At 71.3% G+C, this 13,451-nt stretch carries 13 protein-coding genes; 5 read left to right on the top strand and 8 right to left on the bottom strand.

Going from position 1 to position 13,451, the window contains the following annotated elements:
• The first annotated feature begins 45 nt into the window (after nt 1–45).
• Nucleotides 46–807: an alpha/beta hydrolase gene (locus ACFT4A_RS33885; protein ID WP_382837970.1), complete on the top strand. Its 762-nt coding sequence runs from the start codon at nt 46–48 to the stop codon at nt 805–807.
• Between the two features lie 73 nt (nt 808–880).
• Here the strand turns inward: ACFT4A_RS33885 and ACFT4A_RS33880 are convergent, their stop codons facing one another.
• Nucleotides 881–1,840 (bottom strand): LysR family transcriptional regulator, encoded by a 960-nt coding sequence (locus tag ACFT4A_RS33880; protein ID WP_382837967.1) that lies wholly within the window; start codon nt 1,838–1,840, stop codon nt 881–883.
• A 63-nt stretch (nt 1,841–1,903) separates the two neighbouring features.
• Between ACFT4A_RS33880 and ACFT4A_RS33875 the strand changes: the two genes are divergently transcribed.
• The 3 genes from ACFT4A_RS33875 (at nt 1,904) to ACFT4A_RS33865 (ending at nt 5,579) form a co-directional block, all read left to right on the top strand.
• Nucleotides 1,904–3,175, top strand: coding sequence for an MFS transporter (locus tag ACFT4A_RS33875; RefSeq protein ID WP_382837964.1), 1,272 nt, complete (start codon nt 1,904–1,906; stop codon nt 3,173–3,175).
• Nucleotides 3,176–3,273: 98 nt separating this feature from the next.
• Complete coding sequence (dnaN, locus tag ACFT4A_RS33870; RefSeq protein WP_382837962.1) at nt 3,274–4,422, top strand: DNA polymerase III subunit beta; 1,149 nt, start codon at nt 3,274–3,276, stop codon at nt 4,420–4,422.
• Nucleotides 4,423–4,562: 140 nt separating this feature from the next.
• Nucleotides 4,563–5,579 carry a sigma-70 family RNA polymerase sigma factor gene (locus ACFT4A_RS33865; protein WP_382837959.1) on the top strand — a complete coding sequence of 339 codons (1,017 nt, stop codon included), beginning with the start codon at nt 4,563–4,565 and terminating at the stop codon, nt 5,577–5,579.
• Here ACFT4A_RS33865 and ACFT4A_RS33860 read toward each other — a convergent pair.
• Nucleotides 5,463–5,849 (bottom strand): STAS domain-containing protein, encoded by a 387-nt coding sequence (locus ACFT4A_RS33860; protein WP_382837956.1) that lies wholly within the window; start codon nt 5,847–5,849, stop codon nt 5,463–5,465. The two genes, ACFT4A_RS33865 and ACFT4A_RS33860, sit on opposite strands and share 117 nt — an antisense overlap.
• A 138-nt stretch (nt 5,850–5,987) precedes the next feature.
• On the opposite strand from ACFT4A_RS33860, the gene ACFT4A_RS33855 reads away from it, so the two are divergent.
• Nucleotides 5,988–6,914, top strand: a complete 927-nt coding sequence (locus tag ACFT4A_RS33855; RefSeq protein ID WP_382837953.1) for an AEC family transporter — start codon at nt 5,988–5,990, stop codon at nt 6,912–6,914.
• A 1-nt stretch (nt 6,915) separates the two neighbouring features.
• On the opposite strand, the gene ACFT4A_RS33850 is transcribed toward ACFT4A_RS33855, so the two are convergent.
• From ACFT4A_RS33850 to ACFT4A_RS33825, 6 genes are all read right to left on the bottom strand, one after another.
• Nucleotides 6,916–7,503 carry a Uma2 family endonuclease gene (locus tag ACFT4A_RS33850; RefSeq protein WP_382837950.1) on the bottom strand — a complete coding sequence of 196 codons (588 nt, stop codon included), beginning with the start codon at nt 7,501–7,503 and terminating at the stop codon, nt 6,916–6,918.
• Nucleotides 7,504–7,577: 74 nt separating this feature from the next.
• The gene (locus ACFT4A_RS33845) at nt 7,578–8,855 is read right to left on the bottom strand and encodes a thymidine phosphorylase (RefSeq protein WP_382838036.1); all 1,278 of its coding nucleotides are present in this window, start codon (nt 8,853–8,855) and stop codon (nt 7,578–7,580) included.
• A gap of 91 nt (nt 8,856–8,946) precedes the next feature.
• Nucleotides 8,947–9,351 (bottom strand): cytidine deaminase, encoded by a 405-nt coding sequence (locus ACFT4A_RS33840; protein ID WP_382837948.1) that lies wholly within the window; start codon nt 9,349–9,351, stop codon nt 8,947–8,949.
• On the bottom strand, nt 9,348–10,613 hold the full coding sequence (locus tag ACFT4A_RS33835; protein ID WP_382837944.1) for an ABC transporter permease: 1,266 nt from the start codon (nt 10,611–10,613) through the stop codon (nt 9,348–9,350). The genes ACFT4A_RS33840 and ACFT4A_RS33835 overlap by 4 nt, the downstream gene beginning before the upstream one ends.
• Nucleotides 10,610–11,737: an ABC transporter permease gene (locus ACFT4A_RS33830; RefSeq protein ID WP_382837941.1), complete on the bottom strand. Its 1,128-nt coding sequence runs from the start codon at nt 11,735–11,737 to the stop codon at nt 10,610–10,612. The genes ACFT4A_RS33835 and ACFT4A_RS33830 overlap by 4 nt, the downstream gene beginning before the upstream one ends.
• Nucleotides 11,737–13,308 carry an ABC transporter ATP-binding protein gene (locus tag ACFT4A_RS33825; RefSeq protein WP_382837938.1) on the bottom strand — a complete coding sequence of 524 codons (1,572 nt, stop codon included), beginning with the start codon at nt 13,306–13,308 and terminating at the stop codon, nt 11,737–11,739. Before ACFT4A_RS33825 ends, ACFT4A_RS33830 begins: the two co-directional genes overlap by 1 nt.
• Nucleotides 13,309–13,451 lie beyond the last annotated feature (143 nt).

Raw genomic sequence — 13,451 nt, 5'->3', positions numbered from 1 at the left:
CCGAGGACGGGTTGAATACACCCGCGCTTCTGACACTGTTCTGTCATGGCACACCAAGCGACGCCGGTTCGCAGGGCCCGGCTGGGCAGGACACTCGGACCGGAGCCGACGGCGGTGAGCGGCGTGGTGCTGCTGCTGCCCAACGGGGACGAGAACTCCGGCCGCAGACCGTCGCCCATGCTGGCGACCGCCTCCGTACGCGCCCTGGGGCGCCGGCTGGCCCGAGCGGGCCGGGACGAGGGTCTGGCCGCGCACGTGGTGCACTACCGCTGCCGCGGCTGGAACGGCGGCGAGGCCAGTCTCGCGGCCGATGCCACCTGGGCGGCGGACGAGGTCGTACGGCGTTACGGGGACGTGCCCGTCTGCCTCGTCGGGACCGGCATGGGCGGCCGGGCCGGGCTGCGAGCGGGTGGGCACGAGGCCGTCAACTCCGTGCTGGCGCTGGCCCCCTGGCTGCCGGAGGAGGATGCGGCGGCGCCGCCCGAACCGGTGAAGCAGCTGGTGGGGCGGCAGGTGCTGATCGTGCACGGCACGAACGACGAGCGGACGGATCCCGAGTTGTCGTTCCGGCTGGCGGCGCGGGTGAAGAAGGCGAATCGGGATGTGTGCCGGTTCGAAGTGCATGCGGATGGGCACGGGTTGCATCAGTACCGGGATGAAGTGCTGGCGTTGGCCGAGGACTTCGTGATGGGGGCGGTGTTCGGGCGGGCGGTGTCCCGGCCTGTGCGGGATGCGCTGGCCGCGCCGCCGCCGTTGGGGTTGCGGATGCCGTTGGCTGCGGGGTTCGGTTCTTCGTTGCGGCGGTAGCGTCGACGGGGTGCTTCTTGGTCGGCCTGTGCGGGTTGTCTGTGGCTTGTCGCGCAGTTCCCCGCGCCCCTGACTAGGGCAGCAGACTGCCTCTTCTTGAGAGCAGGAACCTTTTGAAGGCTGCTACCGGTGGGGTGTCCGGGTGGCCCTCCAGCCAGGCGACGCCGATTTCTCGGACTGCTCGGGGGGCCGTGACCGTCAGTTCGACCACTCCAGGGCGGGGGACGGCCGGTGGAGGGAGGAGGGCTACTCCCAAGCCTGCTGCCACGAGGCCTCGGAGGGTTTCCGCCTCCTCTCCCTCAAAGGCGATGCGGGGCTTGAAGCCCGCCTCCTGGCAGAGGTCGTCGGTGATGCGGCGCAGGCCGTAGCCGGGTTCGAGGGTGACGAAGGTTTCGTCGGCGGCTTCCGCGAGGCGGATGCGGCGGCGGGTGGCGAGGGAATGGTCGGCGGGGACGACCAGGCGGAGTTTCTGTTCGTCGAGACGGCGGGCGACCAGGTCGGGGGCGTCGGGGACCGGGGACGTCAGACACAGGTCGAGGTCGCCGGCGCGGAGGCGTTCGAGCATGGCCTCGCCGTAGTTCTGGACCAGGCTGAAGCGGACACGGGGATGGTCGGCGCGGAAGGCCTGGAGGAGGCCCGGGACGGTCTCGGCGCCCATGGTGTGCAGGAAGCCGAAGGCGACCTTGCCGGTGAAGGGGTCGGCGTCGGCCCGCACCTCCTCGGCGGCGCGCTCGACCTCGGCCAGGGCGCGCTCGACGGAGGTGAGGAAGGTGCGGCCGGCCGGGGTGAGGGAGACCGTACGGCCGTGGCGGGCGAAGAGGTCGACGCCCAGGTCCTGCTCCAGGCGGGCCATGGACCGGGAGAGGGTCGACTGCGGGACGTTCATCTCCTGGGCGGCGCGGGTGACGTGCTCGGTGCGCGCGACGCCGGCGAAGTACGCGAGGCGGGGAGCCAGCACCTTGGACATCTCCGCCATGTCTTCTGTGTCACTGGATGGTGACAGGCGAGCCGCTGAACTGGATTGATGCACCATGGGAACGATTATCGCCGTTCCATGCATTGGACGGATCAGTGGGTGCCTACGTAATTTCGAGGCATGTCTCCCGCCAGTACCGGGGCGTCCACCACCGTGGGCGCCGATGTCTCTGTCCCTGCTTCCGACTCCCGTATGTCGCCGGGCGGGCCCGGCTACCGCCGGATGAGTTTCGCCCTCTTCCTCGCGGGTGTCGCGACCTTCGCGCTGCTGTACTCCACGCAGGCGCTGCTCCCGCTGATCTCCGGCGAGTTCGGGGTGGCGGCGAGCGACGCGAGTTGGACGGTGGCCGCCGCGACGGGCGGGCTGGCGCTGTTCGTGCTGCCGATGAGTGCCCTGTCCGAGCGCTTCGGACGGCGTGCGGTCATGACGGCGTCGCTGGCCGTGGCCGTCACCATCGGACTGCTGGTGCCCCTCGCCCCGTCGCTGGGCGTGCTGGTCGTGCTGCGGGCGCTCCAGGGCGCGGCCCTGGCCGGGCTGCCCGCGTCGGCGACCGCGTACCTCGCGGAGGAGGTCAGCCCCAAGGCGCTGGTCACCGCGATCGGACTGTTCGTCGCGGGCAACAGCGTCGGTGGGATGAGCGGCCGGGTCATCACCGGCTGGGTCGCGCAGGAGTGGGGCTGGCGGGTCGCCGTCGGTGTCATCGGCGCGATCGCCGTGGCCTGCGCGGTGGCCTTCCGGGCGCTGCTCCCCGCCCCCAAGCACTTCAAGCCGGGCTCGCTGCGCCCGCGGGTCCTGGCCCGCACGGTCCGTGACCACCTGTCCAACCCGCTGCTGTGCCGGCTGTACGCGATCGGCGCGCTGTTCATGACGGTGTTCGGCGGCGTGTACACGGTCATCGGCTACCGCCTGACCGAGGCCCCGTTCTCGCTGCCCCAGGGCATCATCGGCTCGATCTTCCTGGTGTACCTGGTCGGTACGGTGTCGGCGTCGACGGCGGGCCGACTGGTGGGCCGGATGGGCCGCCGGGGCGCGCTGTACGCGGCGGGCGGTACGACGGCCGCGGGCCTGCTGCTGTCCCTGGCCGGGTCCCTTCCTGTGGTCCTGCTGGGTCTGGTCCTCATCACCGGCGGCTTCTTCGCCGGTCACGCGGTGGCCTCCTCGGCGGTCAGCAAGACGGCCACGACCGGCCGCGCGCAGGCCTCGGCGCTGTACCAGTCCGCCTACTACATCGGCTCCAGCGCGGGCAGCACGGTCGGCGCGATCGCCTTCCACGCGGGCGGCTGGGCCGGGACGGTCGGCGTCGGACTGCTGGCGGTGCTCGGCGTCGTGACGATCACGGTGTTCGGCACGCGGGCGGCTCTGCTGCAGCGGCGGCTGACCACGGCCGCCTGACCGTACAGCGCATCAATCCCCCTGGTCGGGGCCGGTTGTCAGTGGGCGCGGATAACGTCCGCGTCTGCTGACCACCGGACCGAGCAGGGGGATTTTTCATGGAGTTCCGCATCGACCGTACGGCGTTCGCGGAGGCCGTGGGCCGGTCCGTACGGGCGCTGCCCGCGCGGACGCCGGTGCCGGTGCTGGGCGGACTGCTGCTGGAGGCGGGCGCGGGACGGCTGGCCGTGACGGGGTTCGACTTCGAGGCGGCGGTACGGGTGGAGGCCGAAGCGCAGGTCGCGGTGCCCGGGCGGGTGCTCGTCCTGGGGCGGCGGCTGCTGGACGTGTGCCGGGTACTGCCGGACGGGCCGGTGAGCTGTGCGCTGGAGGGGTCACGGTTCACGGTGGAGGCGGACGGTACGCGCTTCGGTCTTTCGACGCTGCCGCTCGCCGAGTACCCGGCCCTGCCGACGGCGCCCGCTCCCTACGGCACGGTGGATGCCGCCGCGTTCGCGACCGCCGTCGCGCAGGTCACGGTCGCCGCCGGGCGGGACGACACGCTGCCGCTGCTGACGGGCGTCCAACTGCGCCTCGACGGCGGGGAGATGACGCTGTCCGCCTCGGATCGCTACCGGTATGCGGTGCGGCGGCTGGAGTGGAAGCCGGGGGCGGCGGCCGACGGGGTGGTGGAGGCTCTGCTGCCGTCGCGGCGGCTGCTGGACGTCGCTCGGTCGCTGGGGCGCTGCGGGGACGTGGTGATCGGGTGGGACCCGGCCCGCGGGGGCGGGCTGATCGGCTTCGAGGGCGGGCCGACACGGACGGCGCTGCGGCTCCTGGACGGGCGGCTGCCTGCGTACAAGTCGCTGTTCGACATGGCGGGGGCGGCGGTCGCCGAGGTGGAGTGCGAGGGGCTCGCGGAGGCCGTGCGGCGGGTCGCGGTGGTGGCGGAGGCGAACAGTCCGGTGCGGCTGGACTTCTCGGCCGAGGGATCCGTGATGCTGCGCGCCGGCTTCGGGGACGATGTGGCGGCTCAGCGGCTGCCGGCCACGCTGAGCGGCGCCGATGAGGTGCCGGTGGCCTTCAACCCGGCCTATCTGCTGGACGCGCTGACGTCGTTCGAGAGCCCGCGGGTACGGCTGGAGCTGCTGGGGGCGGGGCAGCGGGCGCTGCTGCACGGGGTGGGGGACGGCGGCGGGGCGGGGGCGGGCACGGCGGAGGCCGGGACGCACCGGCATCTGCTGATGTCGGTGAAGCAGCTGGTCTGAGGCGGCGGCGACCGGTCTGAAGCGGCGGCTCCCGCCTGCGCGTTTGTGCGCTCGGGGGGCCGTTGTCAGTGGGCTGCGGTAGCTTCCGGAGTACTGGGCGCAAAGGCGCGTGACAGACATTCCACAGGGGTGGGTGGACGATGACGAACGGCACGGCGACACCGACGGACCTGGACACCAGGCTGGAGGCACACCGCACCGAGCTGACCGGGTACTGCTACCGGATGCTCGGCTCCTCCTTCGAGGCCGAGGACGCGGTGCAGGACACGATGGTCCGCGCCTGGCGCAGCTACGACAAGTTCGAGGGCCGCTCCAGCCTCCGCTCCTGGCTCTACCGCATCGCGACGAACGTGTGCCTGGACATGCTGACCGCGGGCAACAAGCGCGCCCGGCCCATGGACCTCACCGAGTCCACCCCGCTCGCCCGCGCGGCCCTCTCCCCCCGCCCGGACAACACCTGGCTGGAGCCCATGCCGGACGCCCGTGTGCTGCCCACGACCGAGGATCCGGCGGAGGCCGCGGTCGCCAAGGAGTCGGTGCGGCTCGCCTTCATGGCCGCCCTGCAGCAGCTGCCGGCCAAGCAGCGGGCGGTGCTGATCCTGCGCGAGGTCCTGGCGTGGAAGGCCAGCGAGGTCGCCGAGCTGCTGGACACCTCGGTGGCGTCGGTCAACAGCGCCCTGCAGCGGGCCCGCGCCACCCTGGCCGAGCGGCAGCAGCCGGGCGCCGACGCCGTCGTCTCCGACCCGCTGGACGAGGACCAGCGGAAGCTGCTGGACCGCTATGTGGCGGCCTTCGAGGGCTACGACATGACGGCGCTGACCGCCCTGCTGCACGAGGACGCGGTCATGACGATGCCGCCGTTCGACCTGTGGCTGACCGGCGTCGACGACATCACCGGCTTCATGACGACGCTCGGCGCGCCCTGCGCGGGCTCCCGGCTGGTGCCGGTCCGGGTCAACGGGCTGCCGGGGTTCGCCCAGTACAAGCCCGACCCGGAGGGCGGCGGTTTCATGCCGTGGGCGGTTCAGGTGCTGGAGATCTCAGACGGCCGGATCACCGGGTTCCACTGCTTCCTCGACACCGAGCGCTGGTTCCCGCTCTTCGACCTGCCCCTCCGTCTCGAAGACGAGACCGACCAGGTCGAGCAGGGCGCCTAGGGCCGGGTCGGGGTCGCGCAGCCTGATCCGGCCTCCCGCCCGGCGGGCGGCGAGCTGGAGCCGCGCCAGCAGGTCGACGGCGGCGAGGCCCGGTGGCCCCAGGCCCGCGACATCGCACACCACGACCCGGGCACCACTGGTGTGCAGCAGCGCCCGTACGTCGTCGCTCAGCCCTCTCACCTCGTCCCGGGTGACGGGGCCGGGCAGCACGAGCACGGGGGGTGTCATGGCGTCCACGATCGGTAGACCGGGCGGGCGGCCGTAACTCATCGCGACGGTCCTTCCTGTCGGCGCGCTGCAAAGATCACATTGACCGGGACATGGCCTTCCCCGGAGGGTTGGCTGTATGCCCCATGCACCTGCCCCTCCCGCGCTGTCTGATGCTCTCTTCGCCGGTGAGGGGGCGTCGTGCAGGGAGTGCTGAGCGGCTTCGCGGTCATCGCCGTGGTCATCGGGGTGGGCTACCTGATCGGCCGCCGGGGCTACCTGGGCGACGGGGGCCGCGAGGTCCTGACCAAGCTGGCCTTCCATGTGGCGTCCCCGGCGCTGCTCTTCACGACGCTCGCGCAGGCCGACCTGTCGGTGATCTTCTCCGACCGGCTGCTGGTCACGGCGATGAGCACGGCAGCGGCGGCGGGGGTCTTCGTGGCGGTGGGTGCCGTGCGCGGGTGGGGTGTGGGCCGGACGACGGTCGGTGCCCTGTGCTCCAGCTACGTCAACTCGGGGAACCTCGGCATCCCGATCGCCGTGTACGTCCTGGGCGACGCGTCGCTGGTCGCGCCGGTGCTGCTGTTCCAGCTGGTCGCCGTCACACCGGTGGCGCTGACGGTCCTGGACCTGGCGACCGTCTCGGACGAGGACAAGCGCCCCCTGTGGCAGAGCCTGCTCACCCCGCTCCGCAATCCGATCGCCCTGGGCTCCCTGGCCGGGGTGGCTGCATCGGCGACCGGCCTCCACGTGCCGGGCCCGCTGATGGACCCCCTGACCCTGATCGGCAACATGTCGGTCCCGGCGGTCCTGCTGGCCTTCGGCATCTCCCTGCGCGGCAGCACACTCCCCCTGCGCGGCGCGGAACGGGCCCCCGTCCTCCTCGCCGTGGCCCTGAAGGCGGTCGCCCAGCCCCTGATCGCCTGGGCCCTGGCGACGACCGTCTTCGGCCTCCACGGAGCGTCCCTGCTCGACGTGGTCGTGACCTCCGCCCTGCCGGCCGCCCAGAACCTGTTCACGTACGCGAGCAGCTACCGGGTGGGCGAGGTACTGGCGAGGGAGGCGATCCTGCTGTCGACGGTGCTGGCGGTGCCGGTGCTTGTGGTGGTGGCGGCGTTGCTGGGGTGAGTCAGTTGTCGGGGAACTCGCCGGTGTCGAGTTCGAGGCCGATGGGGTCCGGCAGGGTGATGCGTTCTCCGAACCTGCCTGCACGCAGGAGGCGGTACACGCCCTTCCTCGGCTCTCCGTACAGGGTGACCGTCGGACCGCCCGGTGCCACGCCGTCGACCAAGAGATAGAGCGGCACTCCCGCCTCGGCGTAGCCCGCGGCCTTCACCGTGCGGTCATGGTGGGCGGTGGCCGCCGAGGTGATCTCGACGGCGAGTTGGGCGACGGCAGCGGGGACGACATCGTCGTGGCCCTCGGCCGGCAGCTCCGGTACGACAGCGAGGTCGGGCACATACAGCCCGAGCCGGGCCGGAACGGCCATGCCCAGCCCCTGGAAGATGTGCCAGTGCTCGGGGATCACCTGGGAGAGGCTTCGATGGACGCGGTCGGCGATGCGGTGATGGGGGATGGTGGAGTGGGGCGTCACCGTGATGATTCCCTCGATGATCTCCACCTTGCAGCCCTTGGGGGCACGCGTCTGCTCCCGGATCCAGACCAGCTCGTCCCACTCGTTGCCGGTCAGGAGGCAGTCGCCGTGCAGCACGCTCATGGCGTCATCCAACACGCCGAACGGGACCGACGGAGGTCCGTCGGTCCCGTCCACCCGAACGAGAAAGCCCCAGGTCAGGCGATACGTTCCAGCACCACCGGCGACGCCGTGAAGTCGGTCCCCGGCGCGGCGATGTCGTAGGAGCCCTCCGCCGCCTGGAGTGCGTAGGCGAAGCGGTCGGGGGTGTCCGTGTGGAGGGTGAGGAGGGGCTGGCCCTCCTTCACCGTGTCGCCCGGCTTGGCGTGCATCTCGATGCCGGCGCCTGCCTGGACCGGGTCCTCCTTGCGGGCGCGGCCCGCGCCGAGGCGCCAGGCGGCGATGCCGATGTCGTAGGCGTCGAGGCGGGTGAGGACGCCCGAGGCGGGGGCCTTGATCACGTGCTGTTCGCGGGCCACCGGGAGTGCCGCGTCCGGGTCGCCGCCCTGGGCCGCGATCATGCGGCGCCAGACGTCCATCGCGGAGCCGTCGGCCAGGGCCTTCGCCGGGTCGGTGTCCTTCAGGCCTGCGGCGTCCAGCATTTCGCGGGCCAGAGCCAGGGTCAGTTCGACCACGTCCGCCGGGCCGCCGCCCGCGAGGACCTCCACCGACTCGCGGACCTCCAGGGCGTTGCCGGCGGTGAGGCCGAGCGGGGTCGACATGTCCGTGAGCAGGGCGACCGTCCTGACGCCGTGGTCCGTGCCGAGGCCGACCATCGTGGAGGCCAGTTCGCGGGCGTCGTCCAGAGTCTTCATGAAGGCGCCGGTGCCGACCTTGACGTCCAGGACCAGGGAGCCCGTGCCCTCGGCGATCTTCTTCGACATGATCGAGGAGGCGATCAGGGGGATCGCCTCGACCGTGCCGGTGACGTCGCGCAGGGCGTAGAGCTTCTTGTCCGCGGGGGCCAGGCCGTCGCCCGCCGCGCAGATCACCGCGCCGGTGGTGTCCAGGACGTTCAGCATCCGCTCGTTGGAGAGCAGGGCCTGCCAGCCGGGGACGGACTCCAGCTTGTCCAGCGTGCCGCCGGTGTGGCCGAGGCCGCGGCCCGAGAGCTGGGGTACGGCGGCACCGCAGGCGGCGACCAGGGGCGCCAGCGGGAGCGTGATCTTGTCGCCCACGCCGCCCGTGGAGTGCTTGTCGGCCGTCGGGCGGGACAGGGACGAGAAGTCCATGCGCTCGCCGGAGGCGATCATCGCGGCGGTCCAGCGGGCGATCTCACGGCGGTTCATGCCGTTGAGCAGGATGGCCATCGCGAGGGCGGACATCTGCTCGTCGGCCACCTCCCCGCGGGTGTACGCGTCGATGACCCAGTCGATCTGCTCGTCACTGAGCTCGCCGCGGTCCCGCTTGGTGCGGATGACGGAGATGGCGTCCATGGCCATGGCTTGGGCTTCCTTCCGAGGATTTCCAGAAGCCGTACGGCCCCTCCTGAGCGACTGGCGACTCGGAGGGGCCGTACGGGAATGACTACTTGCTGAGGTGGCCGGGGCCGAAGGCCTGGGGCAGCATCGCCGACAGCGGCAGGATGCCCTCCGGGGTCTCCAGCAGCAGGTCCGGGCCGCCGAACTCGTGCAGCAGCTGGCGGCACCGGCCGCACGGCACGAGCGGGTCGCCGTCGCGGTCGACGCAGGTGAAGTGCGTCAGACGGCCGCCCCCGGAGTTGTGCAGCTCCGAGACCAGGCCGCACTCGGCGCACAGGGAGAGCCCGTACGAGGCGTTCTCGACGTTGCAGCCGGAGATGATCCGGCCGTCGTCGACCAGGGCGGCCACGCCCACCGGGTAGCCGGAGTACGGGGCGTACGCCCGGGACATGGCGTCCCGGGCCACCGCGCGCAGCTTCTCCCAGTCGACGGCCGGGCCGGCGCCGGTCACTTGCCCTGTCCCTTCCGGTACGGCATGCCGTCCGCCTTGGGCATCCGCAGGCGCTGCGCGGACAGGGCGAGCACCACCAGGGTGATGACGTACGGCGTGGCGGAGACGACCTGGTTCGGGACCTCGTCGGTGGTCGCGTACCAGGCGAACACCAGGCCGCCGACGACCAGGGTGATCACGGCCTGGACGTACTTCTTGCGGACCACCAGCCAGATGGCGCCGATGAGCAGCAGGAGCGCGCCGAGCAGCAGCAGGGCGTGGACGTTGGCCGAGCCGCCGCGCAGGTTGAGGCTGTCGGTGTAGCCGAACAGGCCCGCGCCGATGGCGAGGCCGCCGGGCATCCAGTTGCCGAAGATCATCGCGGCGAGGCCGATGTAGCCGCGGCCGCTGACCTGGCCCTCCAGGTAGAAGGGGTTGGCCACGATGGACAGGAAGGCACCGCCGAGGCCGGCCAGACCACCGGAGATGATCACGGCGATGTACTTGTACTTGTAGACGTTGACGCCGAGGGACTCGGCGGCGACCGGGTTCTCACCGCAGGAGCGCAGCCGCAGGCCGAAGGCGGTGCGCCACAGGATCCACCAGGTGGCGGGGATCAGCGCGATGGCGATCAGGGTCAGCCAGGAGACGTTGGTGACCAGGCCGCCGAGCAGGCCGGCGATGTCCGAGATCAGGAACCAGCCGTGGGCGTTGAGGTCCCGCAGCGCGTCGGACAGGCCCGGCACCGTGAAGTTGCCGAGGGAGTCCACCGCCGGGGACTGCTTGGCGGAGCCGCCGGTGTGGCCCTCGAAGGCGAGGGGCGCCAGGTAGCGGGTGGCGCCCAGGGCGAGGATGTTGATGGCCACACCGGAGACGATGTGGTTGACGTTGAAGGTGACGGTGACGAAGGCGTGCAGCAGACCGCCGATCGCGCCGCCCGCGATGCCCACCAGGACACCGGTCCACGGGCCCCACTGGAATCCGGCCCAGGCGCCGAACCAGGTGCCGAGGATCATCATGCCCTCGAGGCCGATGTTGACCACGCCCGCGCGCTCGGCCCACAGGCCGCCGAGACCGGCGAGGCCGATCGGCACGGCGAGCTGGAGCGCGGTGGACATCTGGCTGACGTTGGTGATGCCGTCGGCGCCGGTGATGATGCGGACGATCGAGGTGAGTGCCAGGCCGCCGGCGATGACCAGCAGCAGGACGGGCCACGACAGGCGGCGGCCGGTGGGCGCCGCGGGCTGCAGCGTGGGCTGGTTGAGGTCGGTCACGGTGGTCATCGGCCAGCCACCTCCTTCGTGGCGTTGTGGGTGGTGGTGCCGAGGACGTGACCGGCGGCCAGTTCGGCGCCGACCCGGCGCTGCTGGCGGCGCAGGCCCCATTCACGGACGGCCTCGTAGGAGACGACGACCGAGAGCACGATCAGGCCCTGCATGATGACCGCGATCTCCTTGTCGTAGCCGTGGAAGTCCAGTTCGGGCGAGGCCTTGTCGAGCCAGGCCCACAGCAGGGCGGCGAAGGCGATGCCGACCGGGCTGTTGCGGCCGAGCAGGGCGATGCCGATGCCGAGGAAGCCGATGCCGGTGGGGAAGTTCAGGCTGTAGGTGTGGGTGTCGCCGAGCAGGATCGGCAGGCCGGCCAGGCCCGCGAGGCCGCCGGAGATCAGCATGGCGGTCAGCACCATGCGCTTGGGGTCGACGCCGCTGGCGGCGGCCGCGGTCGTCGAGGCGCCGGAGGCGCGCAGGTCGAAGCCGAAGCGGGTGCGGTTGAGGACGACCCAGTAGCCGATGCCGAGCAGGACGGCGAGGAGGACCAGGCCGTAGATCTCGCCGGCCGCGCCCATGCCGATGCCGGGGATCCAGCCGGACTCGTGCATCTCGCCGGTGGTGTTGTTGTTGCCGACCTTCACGCCGAAGACGTCCGGCAGCCACAGGTAGGAGATCACCGAGGTCGCGATCGCGTTGAGCATGATCGTGGCGACGACCTCGCTGACGCCGCGGGTGACCTTGAGGACACCGGCGATACCGGCCCAGAAGGCGCCGGTGAGGACGGCGGTCAGGAGCAGCAGCGGGACCTGGATCGCGGCCGGCATGCTCGCGTGGGCGCCGACGATGGCGGCCATCATGGCGGCGAGCTGGTACTGGCCGTCGACGCCGATGTTGAACAGGTTCATCCGGAAGCCGATGGCCACCGCGAGCGCCGCGATGTAGTACATCGACGCCTGGTTGATGATCAGCACCTGGATGTCGGAGAAGCCGAGCTGCTCAAACATCAGGGCGAACGGCTCGAACGGGTTCTTGCCCGACGCGACCAGCACGATCGCGATCAGGACGAAGGCCACGGCGAGCGCGATGACCGGCCCGGCCACCGCGAGGAGCACGCGCTCCTTGTCGAACTTCTTCATCAGCGGGCCTCGTCTTCCGGAGACTCGGGGGCGTCGGCCTTCGAGATCTCGGGGGTCTCTTCGTGCTCGAGGTGTCCGGTCGCGGCACCGGTCATGGCCGAGCCGAGCTCCTCGGGGGTGATGGTGGCCGGGTCGGCATCCGCGACCAGCCGGCCGTTGTAGATCACGCGCAGAGTGTCGGACAGGCCGATCAGCTCGTCCAGGTCGGCGGAGATCAGCAGCACGGCCAGGCCCTCGCGGCGGGCCTCGCGGATGTGGTCCCAGATGGCGGCCTGGGCGCCGACGTCCACGCCCCGGGTGGGGTGGGCGGCGATGAGGAAGCGGGGCTTGTGGCTCATCTCCCTGCCGACGATGAGCTTTTGCTGGTTGCCGCCGGAGAGGGAGGCGGCGGTGACGTCGATGCCGGGGGTGCGGACGTCGTACTCCGTCACGATCCGGCGGGTGTCCTCCTGGGCGGCCTTCGGGTCCAGCCAGACGCCCTTGGCGAGGGGCTTCTCGGTGACGTGGCCGAGGATGCGGTTCTCCCAGAGGGGGGCCTCCAGGAGCAGGCCGTGGCGGTGCCGGTCCTCGGGGATGTAGCCGATGCCCTGCTCGCGGCGCCTGCGGGTGGGCCAGGCGGTGATCTCCTCTTCGACGAGGGTGATCGTGCCGGAGTCGGCGTGCTTCAGGCCGATGATCGCGTCGACCAGTTCGGTCTGGCCGTTGCCCTCGACACCGGCGATGCCGAGGACCTCGCCCGCGTGGATGGTGAGGGTGATGTCGTCGAGCAGGGCCTTGCCGCCGGGGGCCTCCAGGCGGAGCTTGTCGACGGTGATGACCGGGCGGTCGGTGACCGTGGACTCGGCCGTCTCGGGCGTGGGCAGTTCGCTGCCCACCATCATCTCGGCGAGCTGGCGCGGGGTGGTCTCGGCGGGGACGGCCGTGCCGACGGTGGTGCCGCGGCGGATGACGGTGATCTCGTCGGCGACGGAGAGCACCTCGCCGAGCTTGTGCGAGATGAAGATGACCGACAGGCCCTCGGACTTCAGTTCGCGCAGGTTGGCGAAGAGGGCGTCGACCTCCTGCGGCACCAGGACGGCCGTGGGCTCGTCGAGGATCAGCGTGGTGGCGCCGCGGTAGAGGACCTTGAGGATCTCCACGCGCTGGCGGGCGGCGACGCCGAGCTCCTCGACCAGGAGGTCGGGCTTGACGCCGAGGCCGTAGCGCTCGGAGAGCTCCTTGATCTTGCGGCGGGCCTTGGCGCCGATGCCGTGGAGCTTCTCGCTGCCGAGCACCACGTTCTCGAGGACCGTGAGGTTGTCGGCGAGCATGAAGTGCTGGTGGACCATGCCGATGCCGCGGACGATGGCGTCGGCCGGCGACGAGAAGGCGACCTGCTCGCCGTTGACGGCGATGGTGCCCTCGTCCGGCTTCTGCATGCCGTAGAGGATCTTCATCAGCGTCGACTTGCCGGCGCCGTTCTCGCCGACGAGGGCGTGGACGGTGCCCTTGCGGACGCTGAGGTGGATGTCGTGGTTGGCCACGACGCCGGGGAAGCGCTTGGTGATCCCGGCGAGTTCGACGGCGGTCACCGATTCGTTGACCGCCGCTCCGGCCGGAGGGCTGCTGGACGCGTTGATAACGCACTCTCCTGGGGACGGGGGTCGTCTACGCGCGTAGCGCCCCTACGGCAAACAAAGGGGCCGGCGCCCCCGCGACAACGGGGCACGAGGAG

It is taken from the genome of Streptomyces sp. NPDC057099 (assembly GCF_042671245.1).
Classification (GTDB): Bacteria; Actinomycetota; Actinomycetes; order Streptomycetales; family Streptomycetaceae; genus Streptomyces; species Streptomyces purpurascens.
The sequence above is the reverse complement of the archived record's forward strand: the minus strand, read 5'-3'. Positions and strand labels throughout refer to the sequence as shown.

Excerpts from the sequence above, each read along its gene's own strand:
- ACFT4A_RS33830 (WP_382837941.1), bottom strand. The coding sequence starts at position 11,737 with ATGAAGAAGTTCGACAAGGAGCGCGTGCTCCTCGCGGTGGCCGGGCCG.
- ACFT4A_RS33885 (WP_382837970.1), top strand. The coding sequence starts at position 46 with ATGGCACACCAAGCGACGCCGGTTCGCAGGGCCCGGCTGGGCAGGACA.
- ACFT4A_RS33860 (WP_382837956.1), bottom strand. The coding sequence starts at position 5,849 with ATGAGTTACGGCCGCCCGCCCGGTCTACCGATCGTGGACGCCATGACA.
- ACFT4A_RS33850 (WP_382837950.1), bottom strand. The coding sequence starts at position 7,503 with ATGAGCGTGCTGCACGGCGACTGCCTCCTGACCGGCAACGAGTGGGAC.
- ACFT4A_RS33835 (WP_382837944.1), bottom strand. The coding sequence starts at position 10,613 with ATGACCACCGTGACCGACCTCAACCAGCCCACGCTGCAGCCCGCGGCG.
- ACFT4A_RS33875 (WP_382837964.1), top strand. The coding sequence starts at position 1,904 with ATGTCTCCCGCCAGTACCGGGGCGTCCACCACCGTGGGCGCCGATGTC.
- ACFT4A_RS33865 (WP_382837959.1), top strand. The coding sequence starts at position 4,563 with ATGACGAACGGCACGGCGACACCGACGGACCTGGACACCAGGCTGGAG.
- ACFT4A_RS33880 (WP_382837967.1), bottom strand. The coding sequence starts at position 1,840 with ATGGTGCATCAATCCAGTTCAGCGGCTCGCCTGTCACCATCCAGTGAC.
- dnaN (WP_382837962.1), top strand. The coding sequence starts at position 3,274 with ATGGAGTTCCGCATCGACCGTACGGCGTTCGCGGAGGCCGTGGGCCGG.
- ACFT4A_RS33845 (WP_382838036.1), bottom strand. The coding sequence starts at position 8,855 with ATGGACGCCATCTCCGTCATCCGCACCAAGCGGGACCGCGGCGAGCTC.